Source organism: uncultured Muribaculum sp. (assembly GCF_910583865.1).
In the GTDB taxonomy this organism is placed as follows: Bacteria; Bacteroidota; Bacteroidia; order Bacteroidales; family Muribaculaceae; genus Muribaculum.
Window position 1 is genome coordinate 87237 of record NZ_CAJTYX010000001.1, and the last position, 18619, is coordinate 105855.

An 18619-nucleotide genomic window follows, 5' to 3' on the forward strand; every position below is an offset into this window, starting at 1 on the left:
CGAATATACGGATATTATGCAACAAATAATCCATATCGACAAATTGACGGCCAAAGCACACCTACTAAAAAAGAAAGACGAGGGTGTGTCATAATGGCTCATCTGGGTCGTCGTTATCGACATTCGGCTTTGGTCACGTAGGGAACTACGCTCCCATCAGCCTCAGTCTCAGCCCCTACCATCTGAGGCCATTCTGACAGCACCCTCCCGTCCGGACACAAAAACGGCGGTATGCCGAATTTAGACACACCGCCGTCTTGGTTACATTGACCGTCCGGGAAAACCGGATGGCATCAGATCAGCGTACGGCTACCTTCAGAGTAACGGTAGCAGAATCGGAGGAAGCTGCCGAAACAAGGTAGACACCCGGAGCGACACCGAGACCGACTACCGTGCGACCCGGCTCTACATGATGGACAGCGACTACAGAACCGGCGGCATTGTAGACAGTGAGCATTACCTCAGAAGTAGCATCGACGGTGACATCACCACGAATGTCCGCTTTCAAGGAAAGAGCGCCCGATGATGCATCGACGTCGGAGATTGACGAGCTGCCACGCGTGTAGGGTGTATAGAGTCCTACAATCTCAGCCTCGTCGATTTTGTCGAACATGGCCGTTCCAAATGCCGTTGCCTTACCGGTGGCAGGGTCAATTTCATGTATAGCACCGTTGACAGCATCGGAGGTGTGCGCCCAGAAGAGGCGTCCGGTGTTATGGTCGAAAGCCATTGACTGAAGATACTTGACAGAACCGACACCGGTCTCGCCCACGAGCGAAGGAGCAGCCGTCGAGGCATCGACCGAATACAGCTTACCGTCATCGGATATGGCATAGAGCTTCCCTGAAAGATCACATGCGAGCGTGCGGACGATGAAGCCTACAGTTCCGACAAGTTCGGTGGTGCCATCTTCCGTATTCACCTTGACAAGCTGCACGTTGTCGGCATCGCCATCGGGACGCAACGCATACATGGTCGATGTAGAGTAGTCGTAGGCCATATCGAGGATATAGTCATCGGTATTGTCGATGGCACGCTGAACGGTCCATGTGACAGGATCAATCTCTACAAACTGACGTGAAGCGCCATACCATGTCGCGGTATATCCATAGAACTTGCCGTCGACACATTCACCGGCAATCACGAGAGCATCGTTGGGAGTGACCTCACACAGGTAGGAAGCACCCTCGGGGTTATTGCTCTGTAGCTTCATGAATCCGGCGTTGCCATAAGCGCTCCAACGATAGCCGAAAAGTTCCACATTCTTGATGTTGGGAATAAGCTGAGTGCATGCATCGTTGGCAGGTGTCTCATCGCCATCTACAGAAGTATAGGCGGTAAACTCATGCACACCTTCGGGCATCTCCATGTCGCAGACGGTAACATCGGCCGACTCACCCTTGGCGAGCGTGCCCTCAAACGTCTTGCTGACCGGAGCATCGTCGCCAAGCTTCACCGACACGGGGAAACCGGATACAGGCTTCTCGCCGAAGTTAGTCACGGTTACAGTCACAGTAACGGAATTGCGCATCTCCGTCGACTTGACAGGCGAGACGAAAGCCACCACACCGGCATCAATGTCCTTGCTGCGCGAGATCGACTCGGAATAAGCCTTGGCCGACTCCCCACCGAGATACACTGCCGACACGGCATAGCTGTATGTGCCGGAGACGAGCGAAGCCCAACCTTCGTCGGTAAACGCAAGCTCGCTTACGGGAGCGGATGTGAGTTTCTCCCACCCTTCAGAACCGGCAGCCGAACGATAGACATTATAGGAGCATTTGGGAGCATCAGGATTCTCGGCAATGGAGACCTCAGTGCCCGGCACTACACATTCCGCCATTATACACCACGGATAGAAACCGTCATAGACGTAACCGCCATCGTCGCTCCATTTGAGCATATTGTTGCCACCGGTCTCCGGCGACTTCTTGGCGGTGCCGACAGGAGATTTCGAGGCGTTGACACACTGAATGCCCACTATATAGTCGGCATCGGCTTTTATCTCGGCTGGATTGTCGAAGCGGACGGTAACCCACGAGCCGGACTCTGTAATCGACTCGGCGGGAACCGGCTGCGCCGCCACCTCCTCATTGTCATCGCGAGTACCCTTCCACACCTTGGCGACGAAAGTGCCTTGAGTGGCCTTGAGGTACACCTTCACAGAACCTACCGACAGTCCGGCCATCTTCTTGGATGCGATAAGATCCTTGCTGAAATAATGGCCCACATTGTAGTTGGTGCTCGAATAGTCCCCACCATTGCTGTCGACCACCGATACATCGCCCACCGACTTCCATCCGGCCTCACCGTCGCGTGAAAGCGGGTCGAGCCATGTCAGCGCCACAGAACTTCCGTCAGCAGCAACCTTAGCATCGACTCCATAGGTGGCAATCATAGCGCGATCCAGTGTAACCTCGTCGAGAGCAACAGCAGCGCCGGTAGTGTTGTTGACAGCCGCCGTATAGATGTCATAGAGCGGATATTCTATCGAAAGGGTATAGTCCTTTCCCGAATATACCGTATCGAACTTCCATCGCCCTTCGGCATCGGCTGTGACAGAGACATCCTCATAGCCTGAAAGACTTACAACAGCTCCGGCAGCCGCCTTTCGGGTATCTCCCGCGATGACTGTGCCGGAAAGCGCATAGTTGGCAAGCTGAGTCATTGTAATATCCTTCACCGTAGTCTCTCCATCGACGACGGTGACGGATGTGCTGACATCTTCATAACCTGCGACTGTCACAGTAAGCACATCGGCTGCTACAGGCACGTGGGGGAATGCATACGTTCCGTCAGAGGCGGTGACGGCCGCCATTCCGGCATATGCCGGAATGCTTACGGTAGCCCCGGATATGGGACGTCCGGTAGCGGCATCGGTTACCGTGCCGGATAGAGCGCCCATATTCTTGGGACTGATTATGAAACGTGTGGAAGGGAGCTGCGCCACAGCCTTGTCATACGATCCGGCAGCGGGAAGCGACGTGATATCAACCGCATCGTAGACCGATTTACGGAAGCTACGTGCAGCCCCGTCGATTTCAGCAGACAGAAACCTGTCGGAATATGAACCCTGCGGGCTACCGTCTTTTATGAACGTCACCAGAAGATTGCCGCCTGTGTAGGAATACGGCTCCGTGAGCACCACTTCAAGGTCGCATGTTCCATAGCATAATGTGATATCGCCCTTATAGACCTCCTTCGACGTCGACATGTCGGCATACCCGGAAGTCAGGTCGGACAGTTCCGTCGATGCCATGTAGATCCTCACAGAGAATGTCAAGTCGGAATCCATGCCACGGAATGTCTTGTAGACAAGTCGGGTGATGTCACCCTGTACGAAAGCAAGGTCGGCAGGTGTGTAGATAGATTGTGTCACAGAATATTTGGAATTGACCTCTATAGGCAGACGTTCAAGCGAATTATCGCGCACTGTAGTCGATGCCACGGGCATATCGGCGAGAGTTTCGTCGTAGACGATTGCCGATGTAAGTCCGTCAATCGCCGACTCACCACCGCTGCTGACAGCAGTCACGGAATAGAAACACATCTTACCGGAAGGAATGGCCTCATCTATATAGGATGTCCCCTTTACTCCGGTGGCGATAGTCGCGGACACTCCGTCGATCGAACGGACAACGTTGTAAGTGAGATTGTCGACATTTATGAAGCCCTTGTTGGCCCCTGTCGTTGGGGCTGTCCAAGAAAGGAGGGCACGGCCGCAGTCGGCAATCGCCACAAGGTCCTTCACCGGAGCCGGCACATCATCACCTATATAAACCGATGAAGCGGCGACGCGCGGAGTCTCTCCCTCGCTATTCCGTGCTGAAATGGCATATGAATGCGTGCCTGCCGCAACAGAATTATCGATCCATGTAGATGACGTACCCGGAGTCGCGTCGGAAATAACGGCTACCTGCTCATTATCGCGGTATATGATTATCTCCAGACCGGTCAATTCCTCGCCGTTTGCCGTCTTTGAGGGGTTAGTCCACGAAAGCGTGGCCGAAAGCGCGCCATTCTCTCCGGCGGCAGCCTTGAATCCCGACGGTTTGGCCGCCCCGAGTTTGTTGTAGACATACACGTTGTCGACACTAAGTCCATAGGAGCCTGAGGCCTTGTGGCGGAAGGCTATGCGGATGGTCTTGCCTGCATAGTCGGAAAGCGCACGGCTGAAGGTGTAGATTTCAATGTCATCACTATATCCGTTATCGACATTCTCGGAAAAGAATGTCTTGAAATCGCCAACCGCTGTTCCGCCCTCCGACACGAGCACTTCGAAAGGCTCTGTAGAATTCAGATCCTGAGCGGCGTACACGAACTCAAGGACATGTGCGTTGTTGCCGATAGTGATCGGTGGAGTCACAAGCCAGTTGTCCTGCGCCGGATAGGACGTATAGTCGGCGGGATTACGCAGAAACGACATTGCGAGTTTCTTGCTGCCTCTTACCTGGGTAGCGACACTCGCCGATCCGCTGAATCCCACCCAGTTCGTACCATCGCCGTCATTATCAATCAACGACCATCCCGACGGAGGGAAATCGGCACCTTCAAAATCCTCTCCGAGCGTCACAGCCTGCGCAAAGCCGTCCGCCGGGACTGAAAGCGCAAGCATGGCCGGAAGAGCCATTGCAAGTAAAGTTTTCTTCATACGAAACAAAATTATATTGGTTTATCCATTTATATCGCATTTTACTCATGCATACCGACAAATTTAAGCATTATGCCAATAAAAGACAAAAGCAACAACAAAAAAAATAATCAGCAAACGGCCCTTTCATGGAAAACGTGCTAAGAGGTTGTTTTTAGAGGTTGTTTAAAAACAAAAGTGAAATACCTGGCTGTCGGATTTTTAGGGAAATCGGATTTAAGTCGAAGGAGCATAGTGGGCTATGTGACTGAGACGCGAATGCGATTTCACAAAAATCCGGCAGTAGAAAGGTAATTTCCGTTTCCGATTATTTCAGGATGTTAAAATATAGTCTATCCATGGTGAAATTAGAATACCCTTGGTTTCGCATCTTTGGATGCCTTTCACCTTTTGATTCAGTCGCATAGCCCACTATGCTCCTGAATCCGCAAGGCGAAATCCATCGCAAATCTGCGAACCCGGTATTTCACTTTTGTTTTTAAACAACCTCTTAGACAACGACCTCTAAATTTCCGACAACAGGATAAATGTCTATGTTTTCAAGTATCTTACTTCAAGGCCGCGACGTATCACGTCAAGACGGGAGCGCCACGTTTTTTTATATTTCCACGAGGCGCAGAAGTGATGTATGGCAGCCGCTCCCGGACGAACAGTAATCTCTCCTGTGACATAATTCTTACAACTAAGATATCCGTTCTGGAATATTACAGGTTGCTCCTCCGGGGCGATACGCGGCAGAATGTCACGTGTAAGCAGTTTTGTATTGGCAGTGCGCACAGGATGCCCCAACAGATTTATAAAATGTCGGTTCCTGTAATATTCCAGGAACCGGCCAATCCACATCGTACCTTTCTCCGCCCCGATGACCGCCGTGCCGACCAGATCCTGCTCGCGCCCTACAAAAGAATCCGTCAACAGATAACGGTCCAACGAGGATATAATCTCGATATCTGTGTCCAGATACACTCCACCTTCGGTATAAAGAGCATACATACGGGCCACATCAGCGACAAAAGCGTAATCCCCCATCCGGAAAGCTTCCCGGGAATAGATGAAATCATCGATCGGGAAATTATCTTCATTCCATTCCTTTATCTCATAACCCGGCAGATGTTTTCTCCATGTCTCAAGATATGAATTGAATTCGGGAGGCTTGACCCCTCGTCCAAACCAACAATAATGAATCTTCTCAGGTATCATGCCTTGCACTAAATTATTACCATTTATACCACCGGTATTCCGTTACCTTGGCCATCATCATTATCTGATAGTAAGCTTCCAGATAGCTGCGTATCAGGCCACGACGGCCATCCCTTATAGCACCTCTGATGAAGTATGTCCTGATGAAAGCCCATAACGGACGGAACAGGAAACTCATATATCCGAAATTACGGAAACGGCGCCGGATCACCTCATTTGAGCTGTATGTATTGAGTTTGTCGACACGTTCCGCGATAGTAGGATTATCAAGATGTATGAGAAACAGATCCTTGCGCGACAACGGAACGTATTCCACCGGCCCATCGATGACAGGACGGCTATGGATCGTCGGCGGCCAGTCAACCTTATCTTTCCGGAGGAAACGATACAACCGGTCAGGACCTCCGGTAGCCTTACGCCCCATGAATTGGTTTATGCGTCCGAAAGACAAGGCGGCAGCCGATTTATTCTTTCCAATCCAGTCATAAAGATATTCCGGCATCCCGTCGGGCACGAGTTCATCGGCATCAAGCACAAGCACCCATTGATTGGATGCGGCCTGAATGGCAGTATTACGTGCGGGTTCACAAATGGTATGGTTACCTTTTGGAAACGTCACGATACGACATCCGTGTTTCTTTGCAATCTCTATCGTGCGGTCGGTGCTCTCCATATCGCAGACAACTATTTCATCAAATGCCTTTGCACTTTCGAGTACCTTGTCAAGGTGCTGCTCGGCATTATATGTGTTGATCACTACAGATATCTTGTTCATAGTCCTCATTATTTACAAGTGTATTTAAACTCAATCAAAACACGGTCGATGACGCCTGTGTGAAGTGTGGCATAAGCGCGTAAAGCGTGCCCAGAATATGAATAGCCTCGGAGAAATCATTCCAAGACGATAATATATCCTGTACTTCAACGACAAGCCTTTCATCGCCTCAGGGAGAAGTCGCGCCCATTTCTCAGCCCTACCCATCAGCCTGCCTATCATTTCCGACAACATATCAGACGGTATATTATTATTCCCGGGCAGGAGGTCTCCACGAGACAAAGATTTTCCCGAACGCAGTATCCCCTTGATTATATTACCGACAATCGACAGTGAAATATCCGACTCCTCCACATGATGCTCAAACTGACGGTTCCTGAGCATCACCGCATCATAATAAGCTATCGCCTTGCCGATACCGACCTTTCCAAGGATGCTGGAGCGACGCTGACGATAATGATAGCCCTTGATATCCGGCGCGAACACCACCTTGTTGGAACGGAGAACCCACTGCAATATGCCGGATATATCCTCAAAGTATCTTATCCCGGGTGGTGTATAGTAAATCAATCTGCGATGGAACATTTTGTTCCACATATAATTAGGGTTTCTTTTATCCTCACACAGCAATGACGCGTACTCGGTTGATGAAAATTCCTCGTACCCATACTCGCAAGTAGACGGTATAGATATGGACGGATGCTCGTAACAAAAGCCTCCAACCACGATTTCTCCACCGGAGCGTCCCGCTGTCTCCAACAATGACGAGTAATAATCGCTGTCTATCCAGTCATCGGGATCCACGAAACCGACATATTCGCCCGAGGCATGGCGCAATCCCGCATTGCGTGCCTCGGCCACTCCATGATTGGACGTATGTATTACCTTGAGTCTTTCGTCCCTCCCGGCATATTCATCGCATATGACTCCCGATGAATCGGTCGACCCGTCATCAATCAGTATCGCCTCCCAGTTGTCGAAATTCTGGGAAAGCAATGAATCAAGACATTGAGGGAGATACTTCTCGACATTATATACCGGCACTATAATGGATATATCCGGAGCCTTTTTATTGCACATGTTTCGAGTCTCGGAATTTTTCGAAATCATGCCGTCGGACTCGCCTCGTTGGCGGAATATGGTGATAACAAAAAGCGCGCGAGCCTGTATCTGTTGCCCGTTCCCACGATTCGAGGCCTTCGCATTGCCCATCTCAGTCGGAACGAGCAACGCAGAAGCCCACACGCCATATGAATACACTGCCACCCGGACCACCACGCTCACGCGCGCAATCCGGGAACATGAAGATATTCATATCCACAGGGCATCTATCGTTGCTTCATCCTTGACTGAGATAAAGAAGTTGCGAAGTTCCGAATCGTCAAGAATCAAGCGTCGGATAAACGCTTTCCTAATATGTAAATTGCCACGGCAGACTCTTCCGCCACAGCTTTCTTCTCCCTCCTCACACTCGCCTGACGGGCTTCTGCGATACGGGATACTCCGCAAATGTACTATCATTTTTTATTTATTCCAAATCCCGCAAACATTTTCTATTTTTGCAAGAACATTATGAACGACGTAATCCATATCATAAAAAATAAGATGAACAGGACAGTCAGAGCAATATTGATATCGGCAATGATGACTCCAATCGCGGGTCTGTCCCAGTCCGTGCCGGCAATTGAAGTGACCGGGTCAGCCACAGTAAACATCGTGCCCGACCGCATCACAATAGAAATAGGAATGGAAGAATACTACAAGCACACGGATTCCGGCGACAGCATCCTGGTTAGACTGCCGGAAATAGAGAAACAGGTGCGCAAGACTCTTCGCAGTGCCGGTGTGACCGACTCCATGATAGTGGTCGCCGACATGAGCAACAGCTACGACCGCAACAAGCCGACAGAGCTAATGATGGCAAAGCGCATCTCGGCCACGGTGGCCGACTTCAATCAAATCGAGAAGATAGCCGACAGAATAGGACGTAAAGGCATCGCATGCTTCAATATCGCAAAAATAGATAATACGGAGATTGAGCGGTATAACCGCCAAGGACTCAAGGCTGCACTTGATGCCGCACGCGAGAAAGCCGAATTCATCGCCGAGAACGAAGGTCTCAGTATCACCGGCCCATATGAGATCGTGGAGAACGGCCCTAACTACTACGACACTCCGGAGTTCAGTAACGTGGCGATAGCCCGAGGCTCGGGAATGGAAGGGATGCGTCGTATAGTGCGCCGCTACAGTGTGAAAGTACGCTACCTGTTCTCTACCAAGTAATATGGACATTGAATCATTCAGAGAGTACTGCCTGTCGCTTGGCGAAGTAACGGAGAAAACGCCGTTCGGCAAATTTGCCGCCCGCTACGATTCCATACTCGTTTTCTACGTGTGCGGCCACATGTTCTGCCTGCTCGACATGGACGATTTCAGATTCGTGGATGTCAAGTCGACACCCGAAGAAATTGACGGTATGAAGCTGGCATACACTTCGGTAAGCCGCCCGATCAACCTCAGCGACCGACATTGGATACAGCTCGACTTCGGCGGCGATATTCCGGACAGCGAGATATACCGCCGAGTAAAACGCGCCTACGACATCATTAAAGCAAAATACACTAAGAGGGTGTTTCATAACAGAAGTTAAATACCGGGTTCGCAGATTTGCGATGGATTTCGCCTTGTGGATTCAGGAGCATAGCGGGCTATATGTTATCGCGAAGCGCTTTCGAGCTTGTCGAGAAAGACTGAATCAAAAGGTGAAAGCCATCTAAAGATGCGAAACCAAAGGAATCCATATTTCGCATATGACTTACATAATATGAACCTGAGAATTAACAAAGTGAATCTATCAGCAACAGAAATTACCCCACTACTGCCGGATTTTTGTGAAATCGTATTTGCGTCTCAGTCACATAGCCCACTATGTTCCTTCGACTTAAATCCGATTTCCCTAAAAATCCGACAGCCCGGAATTTAACTTCTGTTATGAAACACCCTCTAAGAGACCGGTTAAAACAACCTCTAAATCATCCATCAATAAATAATGACGAACCTCATCACCCGTCTTATCGTTACTATGACCGTAACGACAACCATCATGACAATGACAGCACAAGAAAAGCAACTTCCGGCACCGGCCACAACCGGCGGGATGCCGATAAACGAGGTCGTGGCCAAGCGCCACAGCATACGCGAGTTTGACAAGAAACACGCCATCGACGACGCAACCCTCGGGCAACTCCTGTGGATGACAGCCGGAGTAAACCGCCATGACGCACAGCCGTCGGCATTCGGCGCTCCCGTCAACCGATGCAACCCGACCGCACGCAACTGGCAGGAGATACGCACGTTCGTGTTCGGGGAGAAAGGCGTGTGGGAATACATCCCTGCCACGCATGTGTTGTCGCCGGTAGCCGACGGTGACTATCGCACGCTGGTGGCCGGCACAAAAGAGTTCTCACAGGATTTCGTGACCGACGCCCCCTACTCCATCGTTTTCGTGGCCGACCTGACCGGGTTGCCCGAAGGCGAACAGGTGAAAGCGATGGCGATGGTCGATACCGGGATTGCATGCGAAAACCTCAATCTCGCCTGCACGTCGCTCGGAGTGGCGACTGTGCCGCGCGCCACGATGGACATCGTAGGCATCTCGCGTCTGCTCTGCCTGACGGAGCGACAGTTGCCGGTGATGAACAATCCGATAGGTTATCCCCGGAAATAATCATACCGATATAAGACTGTTACAGCGGCCACGCACAAATCAATGCGTGGCCGCTGTAACAGTCTTATATCGTAACCTTGTCAGCGTACTACTATCTCGTCAAGGAACATGAAATGCGAACGGTTGAAAGCCTGGTAACGCACATAGCGTGCCTCCGTCGAACCTTCCCAAGAGAAATCGAGGAAAGAAACCCCGGTATCCTCCTTAGGCTCACGCTCGATTACCTTCAGCTCCTTGAAGTCGTCGCCATTGTCGGAAACTGAAATCACAACCTTGCGCGGAAACCATACGTCAGGCCCGCAAAGCTGCATGAATTCACCACCTATATACGAAATCTTCTCCTTACGTTCGAGGTCGATAGTGACATCCAGTGCCCGGTCGGTGGAATCTACGGAGAATCCCTGCCAACGGTAATCGTTGTAGTTCCACCCTCCACGCAACCCGTCGGTAAGCGTGGCAGCCTCCGCGGCAGGATAGTTGGGCGACCATGCGCAATCGTTGTAGACCACCTTCTTCCCTCGGGCCAGATGCTCCACGGGTTCCAGCGCCTCCTTGCGGTTGCCCACCTCGGCGCGCATGTCAAACACATTATAGCCGTCGCTGGCCAGACGGTCGTTCATTACCAACGCGCGGGCATGGAAATCGTCGTAGTCCCTGAGCACCTGTGGTGTCCATGCCGCCTCGGCAAGCGCGAGCAGACGCGGATAGAGCATATACTCGGCATGGTCGTCGGTTGCGACATATTCAGTAAACAACGTGGCTTCCACTCCTTTTATATTCTTTGCCACATCGACCGACAGGGAATCTGGAGCAGGGTCAAAGCTATAGGCGAGACTCAACGGCAGGTAGCCGCCGATAGCCTCCGGCTGGGTGGAAGGAGCGTCCTGGTAGCCGTCGAGATAGCAGAAACGTCCGGGAGCCATCACCACCGGGTGTCCGGCCGATGCAGCCTTTATGCCGGGCTCCGGCCCACGCCACGACAGTATGGCGGCACCGGGAGCGGCACCTCCGTCCATTATCTCGTCCCATCCGAAAAGAGTGCGTCCCTTCGAGTTGAGATAGCGCTCCATGCGATGTATCAGATAGCTCTGCAGCCCGTCGACATCCTTTATGCCTTCGGCAGCCATGCGGCGCCGACACTTGGGGCACTCTTTCCATGCGTCCTTGTTGGCCTCGTCGCCACCGATATGTATATATTGCGAGGGGAACACCTCGATCACCTCGTCGAGCACGTTCTCCAGAAATTCGTATGTTTCCTCGTTGCCGGGGCAGAATTCATGATGTTTGTAAGGCTTCCCCGTACACGACAGCTCAGGATAGGCGGCCAGCACCTCTGCGGAATGCCCGGGCATCTCGATTTCCGGAATCACCGTAATATATCGGTCGGCGGCATAACGTATGATCTCGCGCAGGTCGTCCTTGGTATAGAATCCACCCGTGGCGGCAGAGTCGGTCGACTCGCAGTAGGTGTTGTCCCACTCCTTCCAGGTACCCCCCTTGCGCCAGGCGGCAAATTCGGTAAGGCGCGGATAGCGGTCGATCTGCATGCGCCATCCCGCCGCGTCGGTGAGATGGAGATGGAGATTGTTCAGCTTGAGCATGGCCATGGCGTCGATCTGCTTCTTTACAAACTCCTTGTTGCGGAAGTTGCGGCTCACGTCGAGCATCAGGCCTCGGTAGGGAAAACGCGGATAGTCGGTGACATGGCATGCCGGCACCTTAGACCCGTTCTGGTCAGCGAGCTGTTCAAGCGATTGCATGGCATAGAACAAGCCAGCCCCGGAAGTGGCCTCTATCATGGTAGTGTCGGGACGCACGTCCATCACATATCCTTCATCGGAATCAAATCCCGGAAGAGAATCCACTATGGCAAGACTAAGCACCGGGATTTTCCCTCCGCTTTTATCAGCGCTGTCCCCAAACGCTCTGCCGGCAAACTCCAGGAGACGGCGACGGTCCGTGTCGGAAACATCGGAAAAAAGGAGTGACACATTCCGGTTCATGTCGAAATAGCCACCACCTTTAGGGGTCATCTCCACCGGTTTAGGCAATATGCCGGCTGTAGGCTTGTCGGATACACAGCCGGGACATGTGGCAGTGACCGCAGCAAAAATGGCGAGTGCCGCCACTGTCGAAATCTTGATTTTTTTCATGTAATTGATGTTGGGAATCAGTTAGTTCTTGTCAGGTAAGGTATAAGGAGTCCGTGGACGGACGTAATCATCTCGGGATTCAGACATAATTATACAACGGTCATACAATTGAATTTATTACATCATCGCCACAATCTTTTTCCGTCCCTTGGAATGACTATACAGAAAAAATCAACTGAAGTGGTGGAAATGGAAAAATATTATGTAATTTTGGATTGCAAAACAAAGTTTACATGAGAGTGACAGGACATATAATAGCGACAGCGCTGGCTCTGACGTGCGGAACGATGTCGGCCCAGACACTCGACGAAGCAAAGCAGATGATGCTCGACGGCGATTACGCCGCCGCTCTTCCGATATTTGAGAAAGCTCTTGCCGCCAAGCCAAAGGATGCCTCGCTAAACCAATGGGTGGGCGTATGCCTTCTGCGCACCGGCGAACCGAAGAAAGCCGAGCGCTACCTGAAGGTCGCAGACGAGCGCAAGGTGCTTGAGGCACCGCGCTATCTGGCCGAGGCCGCATTCGAGCAATATGAATTCTCGAAAGCCTCCGACCTGCTCGACCGCTATGAGGAGGGTATCGAGACAGCCAACAAGAAGAAGCCCAAGAAAGCCGCAAAGGCAAAAAAATCGCCAGAAGCCGACGATCTGCGCCGGCGCACACTGCTCGGCCAGGCCATGCTCGACCGTGTGGAAAAGATAGTCGTGATCGACAGCATGGCCGTGGACCGCGACGAATTTTTCAAACATTACCATCTGAGTCCGGAAAGCGGCACACTGAACAGCACCGATGTCATGCCGGAGGACTTTGAGGTAGCCGAGCCTTCAGAGGTCTACATGCCCCAGTCGGGAGAATTCCGGATATGGTCGGCACCTGACAAGGACGAGAACTACGTGCTAATGGGCGCAACGCGCCTCATCGACGGCTCATGGGATACCCCCCACCCGCTCGGGAGCGTGCTTGACGCCGGTGGCGACAGCAACTATCCTTTCATGATGTCCGACGGCGTGACGCTCTATTACGCCAACAACGGCCCTGAATCCATCGGCGGCTACGACATATTCATCTCACGGAAGGACGAGAACGGATTCCTGAAGCCGCAAAATGTGGGTATGCCCTACAACTCCACATCCGACGACTATCTGCTGGCTATCGACGAGGTAAACGGCGTGGGATGGTGGGCCACCGACCGCAACAATCTCGGCGACAAAATCACCATCTACCGCTTCATCCCATCCGACCTGCGCGTCAACTACCCCGTCGACTCGCACGGACTCGCATCGAATGCCCGCATAGATTCCTACCGGACGACATGGCCCGAAGGAGCAGACTATTCCGAACTGCTCAAACGCATCGACTCCGCCGAATATGGCTCACGGCAGTCCGGACACGATTTCTACTTCGCCATGCCCGGCAACCGTATAATCACATCATGGGATGACCTCCACTCTCCCGCAGCACGCAATGCCATGGAGGATTATCTCGAAAGAAAGAAAGAGCTTTCCGACCGACTCGCCGAACTCGATTCGCTGCGCCGAAAATATGCCGCAGGCGAACACAACGTGGCGGGACAGATTACTTCGATGGAACAAGAGACCGAACGACTGCGCACGGCCCTGCGCGAAATATCAAACAAAGTAGTACGTGCAAATGGTGAAGCCCGCTGACATAGCGCGCGTAACCACGCGCTACAACTTCCACAGCCACACGCAATGGTGTGACGGACGCGCCTCCATAGCCGATATGGCGCTCGCGGCGATTGACGCCGGCATGGAGCATTGGGGATTCACCCCCCACTCGCCAGTGCCGATCGCCTCTTCGTGCAACATGAGCCGTGAAAGCGTCGACGAATATCTCGACGAAGTGCGACGCCTGGAGCGTATGCACGGCGACCGCATACACCTCTACGCTTCCATGGAGATCGACTATCTGTCGCCCGAATGGGGCCCGGCCAACGAATATTTCCGGACATTGCCTTTGGACTACCGGATCGGATCCGTGCATTTTATCCCGAGCGACGAAGGCTTCGTCGATGTCGACGGCAAATTCGACTCGTTCAAGGAAAAAATGCACCGGTATTTCCACAACGACATCCGGCACGTGGTCGACACATTCTACGACCAGTCGGAAAAGATGCTCCAGGAGGGCGGATTCGACATAATCGGACACTTCGACAAAATAGGGCACAACGCGTCCATGTTCAAGCCGGGCATTGAGGATGAGCCTTGGTACAAGGCACGTGTAGACTCCATCATCGACCTTATCATCGACCGTAAAGTAACTGTGGAGTTAAACACAAAACAATGGGACACGGCCCAACGACTGTTCCCCTCGCGACGGTGGCTCGACAGGCTCGTAGAAGGCAGAGTCGACATAACCGTCAACAGCGACGCACACTTCCCCGAGAAAGTAGATTCAGGCCGTCACTACGGGTTATGGCTGATACACCGGCTACAGAAACTAAATGATATAATCAATCCACAGACACAATGCCTGTAAGAGTCCCCGTATCGCTGCCGGCCGTAGAGCAGCTGAAAGAAGAAAACATATTCGTTATCGACGAGCAGCGTGCGTCCACACAGGACATACGCCCACTGCGCATAGGCATCCTCAACCTCATGCCACTGAAAATCATGACCGAGACCGACCTGCTGCGACTGATTTCCAACACGCCCCTACAGGTGGAACTCGACCTTATCGACACCCGGAGCCATGTATCGCGCAACACACCACGCGAACATATCGAGGAGTTCTACAAGACTTTCGAGGAGATACGCACACAGAACTACGACGGATTCATCATCACAGGCGCACCGCTAGAGATGGTCGACTTCGAGGACGTGGACTATTGGGAGGAACTGTGCGAGATATTCTCCTGGTGTCGCACCCACGTCACCTCCACCCTATACATATGCTGGGCGGCTTTCGCCGGACTATACTATCACTATGGAGTGCCGAAGCACCTCACGAGCAGCAAGATTTCCGGAGTGTTCAGGCATCGTGTCAACGACCAGCGCAACCCCATATTCCGTGGCTTCGACGACGAGTTCCACGTGCCCCACAGCCGCCACGTACAGCTCGTGCGCAGCGAGATAGAGGCCGTGTCAGGGCTGCATATACTTTCGGAAAGCCCCGAGAGCGGTATCTACATGGTGATGGCACGGGGAGGCCGTGAATTCTTCATAACCGGACATTCCGAATACTCCCCGCTGACGCTCGACTACGAATACCGTCGCGATCTGGCCCGAGGCCTGAATCCGTCCATACCGGTGCACTACTACATCGACGACGATCCGGCGCGCGGACCGCTTGTGCGCTGGCGGTCACATGCCAATCTGTTGTTTTCCAACTGGCTAAACTATTTCGTCTACCAGGCTACTCCCTACGACATACGCGACATACACGACTGACGGTCAGCCTCTGCCGATATGCTTGATGACGCGCGCAGGGTTGCCGCCTACCACCGTCCACGAAGGCACGTCGCGCGTTACCACCGCACCGCCGCCTATCACCACATTGTCGCCGACAGTCACACCCGGAAGTATCGTCACCGAACCTCCGACCCACACGTTGTCGCCTATGGTCACAGGCTCGGCCCATTCCACCCACGTGTTGCGCTCCGCAGGGTCAAGAGGATGGCATGCAGTGTAGATGCTCACGTTGGGACCGATGAACACGTTGTCGCCAATGGTGACGCGGGCCTCGTCAAGAACCGTGAAGTTAAAATTGGCAAAGAAATTCTCCCCTACATGTATGTTGCAGCCATAATCGCAACGAAACGGCTGGTTGATATTGATTCTCTCGCCGCATGACCCGAGTAGCCCGCGCAGTATCGTGCGGAGGTCGTCGATTCTCGCCGGATCCATATCGTTGAACTCTTTTAGTTTCTTCCGTGTAGACACAAGTCGTTCCAGAAATTCGCTGCGTCCGGCATCGTAGACCTCTCCTTCGAGCATCTTCTGCCACTCTCTTTCAAAATCATTCATAAATTTCCCTATTGGTTCTCTGTTGCAACGCGAATTTACGAATTTTTATCCGTAGATGCAACGCCGGTGTCAGCCATGCCTCCATTCACGCGTTCACGCACCGACCGGCGGTGTATCATTATATAAAGGGCGCTGAAGATCCCCAAGGCCACAAGCATCGCCGACTGGAAGCTCCAGCACACGATGGAATAGGCCGCCCCGTCGCTGTCGCTCACTCCAAACAGTGTCAGGGCGAACATCACAGCGATGTTCCAAGGGCCAAGTCCCCCGTTGGAGGGCACAATCATGCTGCACGACCCGAACACAAACACTACCAGCCCCGGCACAAGCCCCAAGCAACTGCCCGGTTGCTCGATCAGCGCCCGTGTAAAGGGAAACGCATAGAAGCAAAGGTATGTCTCCGAAAAGTAGCATATCCATATGCCCATGGTAAGAATCAGGTAAAGCCCTATACCTTTCATATGGAAAAGCACGGCAAAACCGCTCCACATGCGCCTCACACTCGCCAGCATGCCCTGTACCGCCCGCGTGCGGCGGAATATCCATCCACACACCGCAAGCAGAGCCACCACACCAACGATGCACACCCAAAGAAGCCCGTCGGTGGCATAACGGTCAAGAGCCTCACCAATAGGATACCTGTCTATGAAACGGTCGATGGAAGGATGGGCCACAAAGAGCGTGAGCACGATCAACAGACCGATCACCACACCGTCGGAAGCCCGGTCGCCGAGATCGGTGCCCACCACGGTGGAAAGCCGGCATTGCTGCCGCCGCGCCACATATACACAACGCCACCCCTCTCCAAGAAACGGAAAAACAAGATTAAGAGCGTATGCCCCGAAAATCGACACATATTCGGCCACGACCGGCATTCGCGGAATCCCGGCGGCGCGAAGCTGTATGCCCCAGCGTATGCCACGTATCATGTGGGAAAACATCGTTACAAGCATCATCGCCACGATAAAGCGATAATCGACACCATCCCGTATGATTGCCTCCACACGGGCTATGTCGACTTTATGAAATAGCCACACGACAAGAACTACCGAGATGCCAAGAGGCACGACGACCTTTAATACACGTCCGAACGCATATCGGATATCATGGCTTGACGACGGAGTTGATGCAGGAGCATTCATGACACTTCAATGTTTTATAGGGGAACGGAAACGGTGAATCAGTCTGAGTCCGCGTTTTCGGCGAAATCCGAGTTGAATATCGCCGGATTATGAGTCTTGTTGTAGCGCTGCACCCAATTGGTTATATAGACCGTGAACAACGGAAACATCAGCATTCCCAAAGCGGCCAGCAGCACTCCGAGGATCTTGCCGATAACAGTCACCGGATATATGTCCGACCCTATGGTGGTGGCATCCATCCAGGCCCACCAGAGAGCGGCGCCGTAGTTCGGGACCATGTCGTTGACCGTATGCTCGCAGTTAAAGAATATAAGACTCGAAAAATAAATGATCATTATCACAATCACCACATAGCTCTTGAACAGTGACGAAAGCCTGTTGGAAGTCATGTAGCCTATGACTATGGCAAGCGCAAGCGCGCCGCGAGCCAAAGGTATGAACCTTACGAAATAAAGTTCCTCCGGAGTGAAATCGACATGGAAGAGCTGTATTATATTAAGGTATGGTATCGACAGCAGGAGGAAAAGCCAACGCCGACGCACATAACGGCCTTTGTCCTCCGCCATCCACAACTCCACGAAAAAATCGAATATGAACACCACGCATACCCAGAACTGGAAGCGCATGTAAGAACTGTTTTCAAGGAAATTGACCCCCTGGAATGTATCTATGGATATGTAGACGATCAGGCCCAACGACAACAGAAGCACGATTATGTACAGTGTCGTGCTTATAAGATGCCGCCCTCTTTCGGAGATAGTCATAATGCTGAAACGTTTTTTAGTAAATCTTATACCTTAGATAACACTCATACCTCCGTTTTTGCTCACACCACACGACATACGCAAAGGGACACCCGATCACATACGCGACACAATAACGTGTACAAAGCATTCTCCACAAAGGCGCATTTAATCGCCGGATTGGCGTGATTAAGGTAAATTAAGCAAATAAGCATGATTACAGACGTATATTTTTTAGTAAA

The 18619-nt window shown here is 52.2% G+C and carries 14 protein-coding genes; 6 read left to right on the forward strand and 8 right to left on the reverse strand.

All coding sequences use genetic code 11. The annotated features are described in order from the left end of the window. Positions 1-298: 298 nt before the first annotated feature. The 4 genes from QZ303_RS00285 to QZ303_RS00300 all read right to left on the reverse strand — a co-directional run bounded on the left by QZ303_RS00285 (position 299) and on the right by QZ303_RS00300 (position 7706). The gene (locus QZ303_RS00285) at positions 299-4651 is read right to left on the reverse strand and encodes a choice-of-anchor J domain-containing protein (protein ID WP_295727682.1); all 4353 of its coding nucleotides are present in this window, start codon (positions 4649-4651) and stop codon (positions 299-301) included. A gap of 531 nt (positions 4652-5182) precedes the next feature. Continuing rightward, positions 5183-5851 carry a glycosyltransferase family 32 protein gene (locus tag QZ303_RS00290; RefSeq protein ID WP_295727684.1) on the reverse strand — a complete coding sequence of 223 codons (669 nt, stop codon included), beginning with the start codon at positions 5849-5851 and terminating at the stop codon, positions 5183-5185. 16 nt (positions 5852-5867) lie between these two features. After that, positions 5868-6626 carry a glycosyltransferase family 2 protein gene (locus QZ303_RS00295; protein ID WP_295727685.1) on the reverse strand — a complete coding sequence of 253 codons (759 nt, stop codon included), beginning with the start codon at positions 6624-6626 and terminating at the stop codon, positions 5868-5870. A gap of 30 nt (positions 6627-6656) precedes the next feature. After that, entirely contained in the window at positions 6657-7706 is a 1050-nt protein-coding gene (locus tag QZ303_RS00300) for a glycosyltransferase family 2 protein (RefSeq protein WP_295727687.1), read from the reverse strand. A 561-nt stretch (positions 7707-8267) separates the two neighbouring features. Here QZ303_RS00300 and QZ303_RS00305 point away from each other — a divergent pair. From QZ303_RS00305 to QZ303_RS00315, 3 genes are all read left to right on the forward strand, one after another. Further along, on the forward strand, positions 8268-8909 hold the full coding sequence (locus QZ303_RS00305; protein ID WP_295727688.1) for an SIMPL domain-containing protein: 642 nt from the start codon (positions 8268-8270) through the stop codon (positions 8907-8909). Between the two features lies 1 nt (position 8910). Next, positions 8911-9276, forward strand: a complete 366-nt coding sequence (locus QZ303_RS00310; RefSeq protein WP_295727690.1) for an MmcQ/YjbR family DNA-binding protein — start codon at positions 8911-8913, stop codon at positions 9274-9276. Between the two features lie 459 nt (positions 9277-9735). Continuing rightward, complete coding sequence (locus QZ303_RS00315; RefSeq protein ID WP_295727691.1) at positions 9736-10353, forward strand: nitroreductase family protein; 618 nt, start codon at positions 9736-9738, stop codon at positions 10351-10353. A gap of 80 nt (positions 10354-10433) precedes the next feature. Here QZ303_RS00315 and QZ303_RS00320 read toward each other — a convergent pair whose 3' ends face one another. Next, positions 10434-12506, reverse strand: coding sequence for a family 20 glycosylhydrolase (locus QZ303_RS00320; RefSeq protein ID WP_295727692.1), 2073 nt, complete (start codon positions 12504-12506; stop codon positions 10434-10436). Positions 12507-12739: 233 nt separating this feature from the next. On the opposite strand from QZ303_RS00320, the gene QZ303_RS00325 reads away from it, so the two are divergent. The 3 genes from QZ303_RS00325 to metA are packed head-to-tail and all read left to right on the forward strand — an operon-like array spanning position 12740 to position 15916. Further along, positions 12740-14173, forward strand: a complete 1434-nt coding sequence (locus QZ303_RS00325; RefSeq protein ID WP_295727694.1) for a type IV pilus biogenesis/stability protein PilW — start codon at positions 12740-12742, stop codon at positions 14171-14173. Beyond that, entirely contained in the window at positions 14157-15005 is an 849-nt protein-coding gene (locus tag QZ303_RS00330) for a histidinol-phosphatase (RefSeq protein ID WP_295727696.1), read from the forward strand. Before QZ303_RS00325 ends, QZ303_RS00330 begins: the two co-directional genes overlap by 17 nt. Beyond that, positions 14996-15916, forward strand: a complete 921-nt coding sequence (metA, locus tag QZ303_RS00335; protein ID WP_295727698.1) for a homoserine O-succinyltransferase — start codon at positions 14996-14998, stop codon at positions 15914-15916. Before QZ303_RS00330 ends, metA begins: the two co-directional genes overlap by 10 nt. Positions 15917-15919: 3 nt before the next feature. Here the strand turns inward: metA and QZ303_RS00340 are convergent, their stop codons facing one another. From QZ303_RS00340 to QZ303_RS00350, 3 genes are read right to left on the reverse strand one after another with little or no spacing between them, the layout of a single operon-like run. Beyond that, positions 15920-16492 carry a sugar O-acetyltransferase gene (locus QZ303_RS00340; protein ID WP_295727700.1) on the reverse strand — a complete coding sequence of 191 codons (573 nt, stop codon included), beginning with the start codon at positions 16490-16492 and terminating at the stop codon, positions 15920-15922. Between the two features lie 35 nt (positions 16493-16527). Further along, positions 16528-17634, reverse strand: coding sequence for a lysylphosphatidylglycerol synthase transmembrane domain-containing protein (locus QZ303_RS00345; protein ID WP_295727702.1), 1107 nt, complete (start codon positions 17632-17634; stop codon positions 16528-16530). 38 nt (positions 17635-17672) lie between these two features. Next, a complete protein-coding gene (locus tag QZ303_RS00350; RefSeq protein WP_295727704.1) occupies positions 17673-18398 on the reverse strand; it encodes a potassium channel family protein in 726 nt (241 codons plus the stop codon). Positions 18399-18619 lie beyond the last annotated feature (221 nt).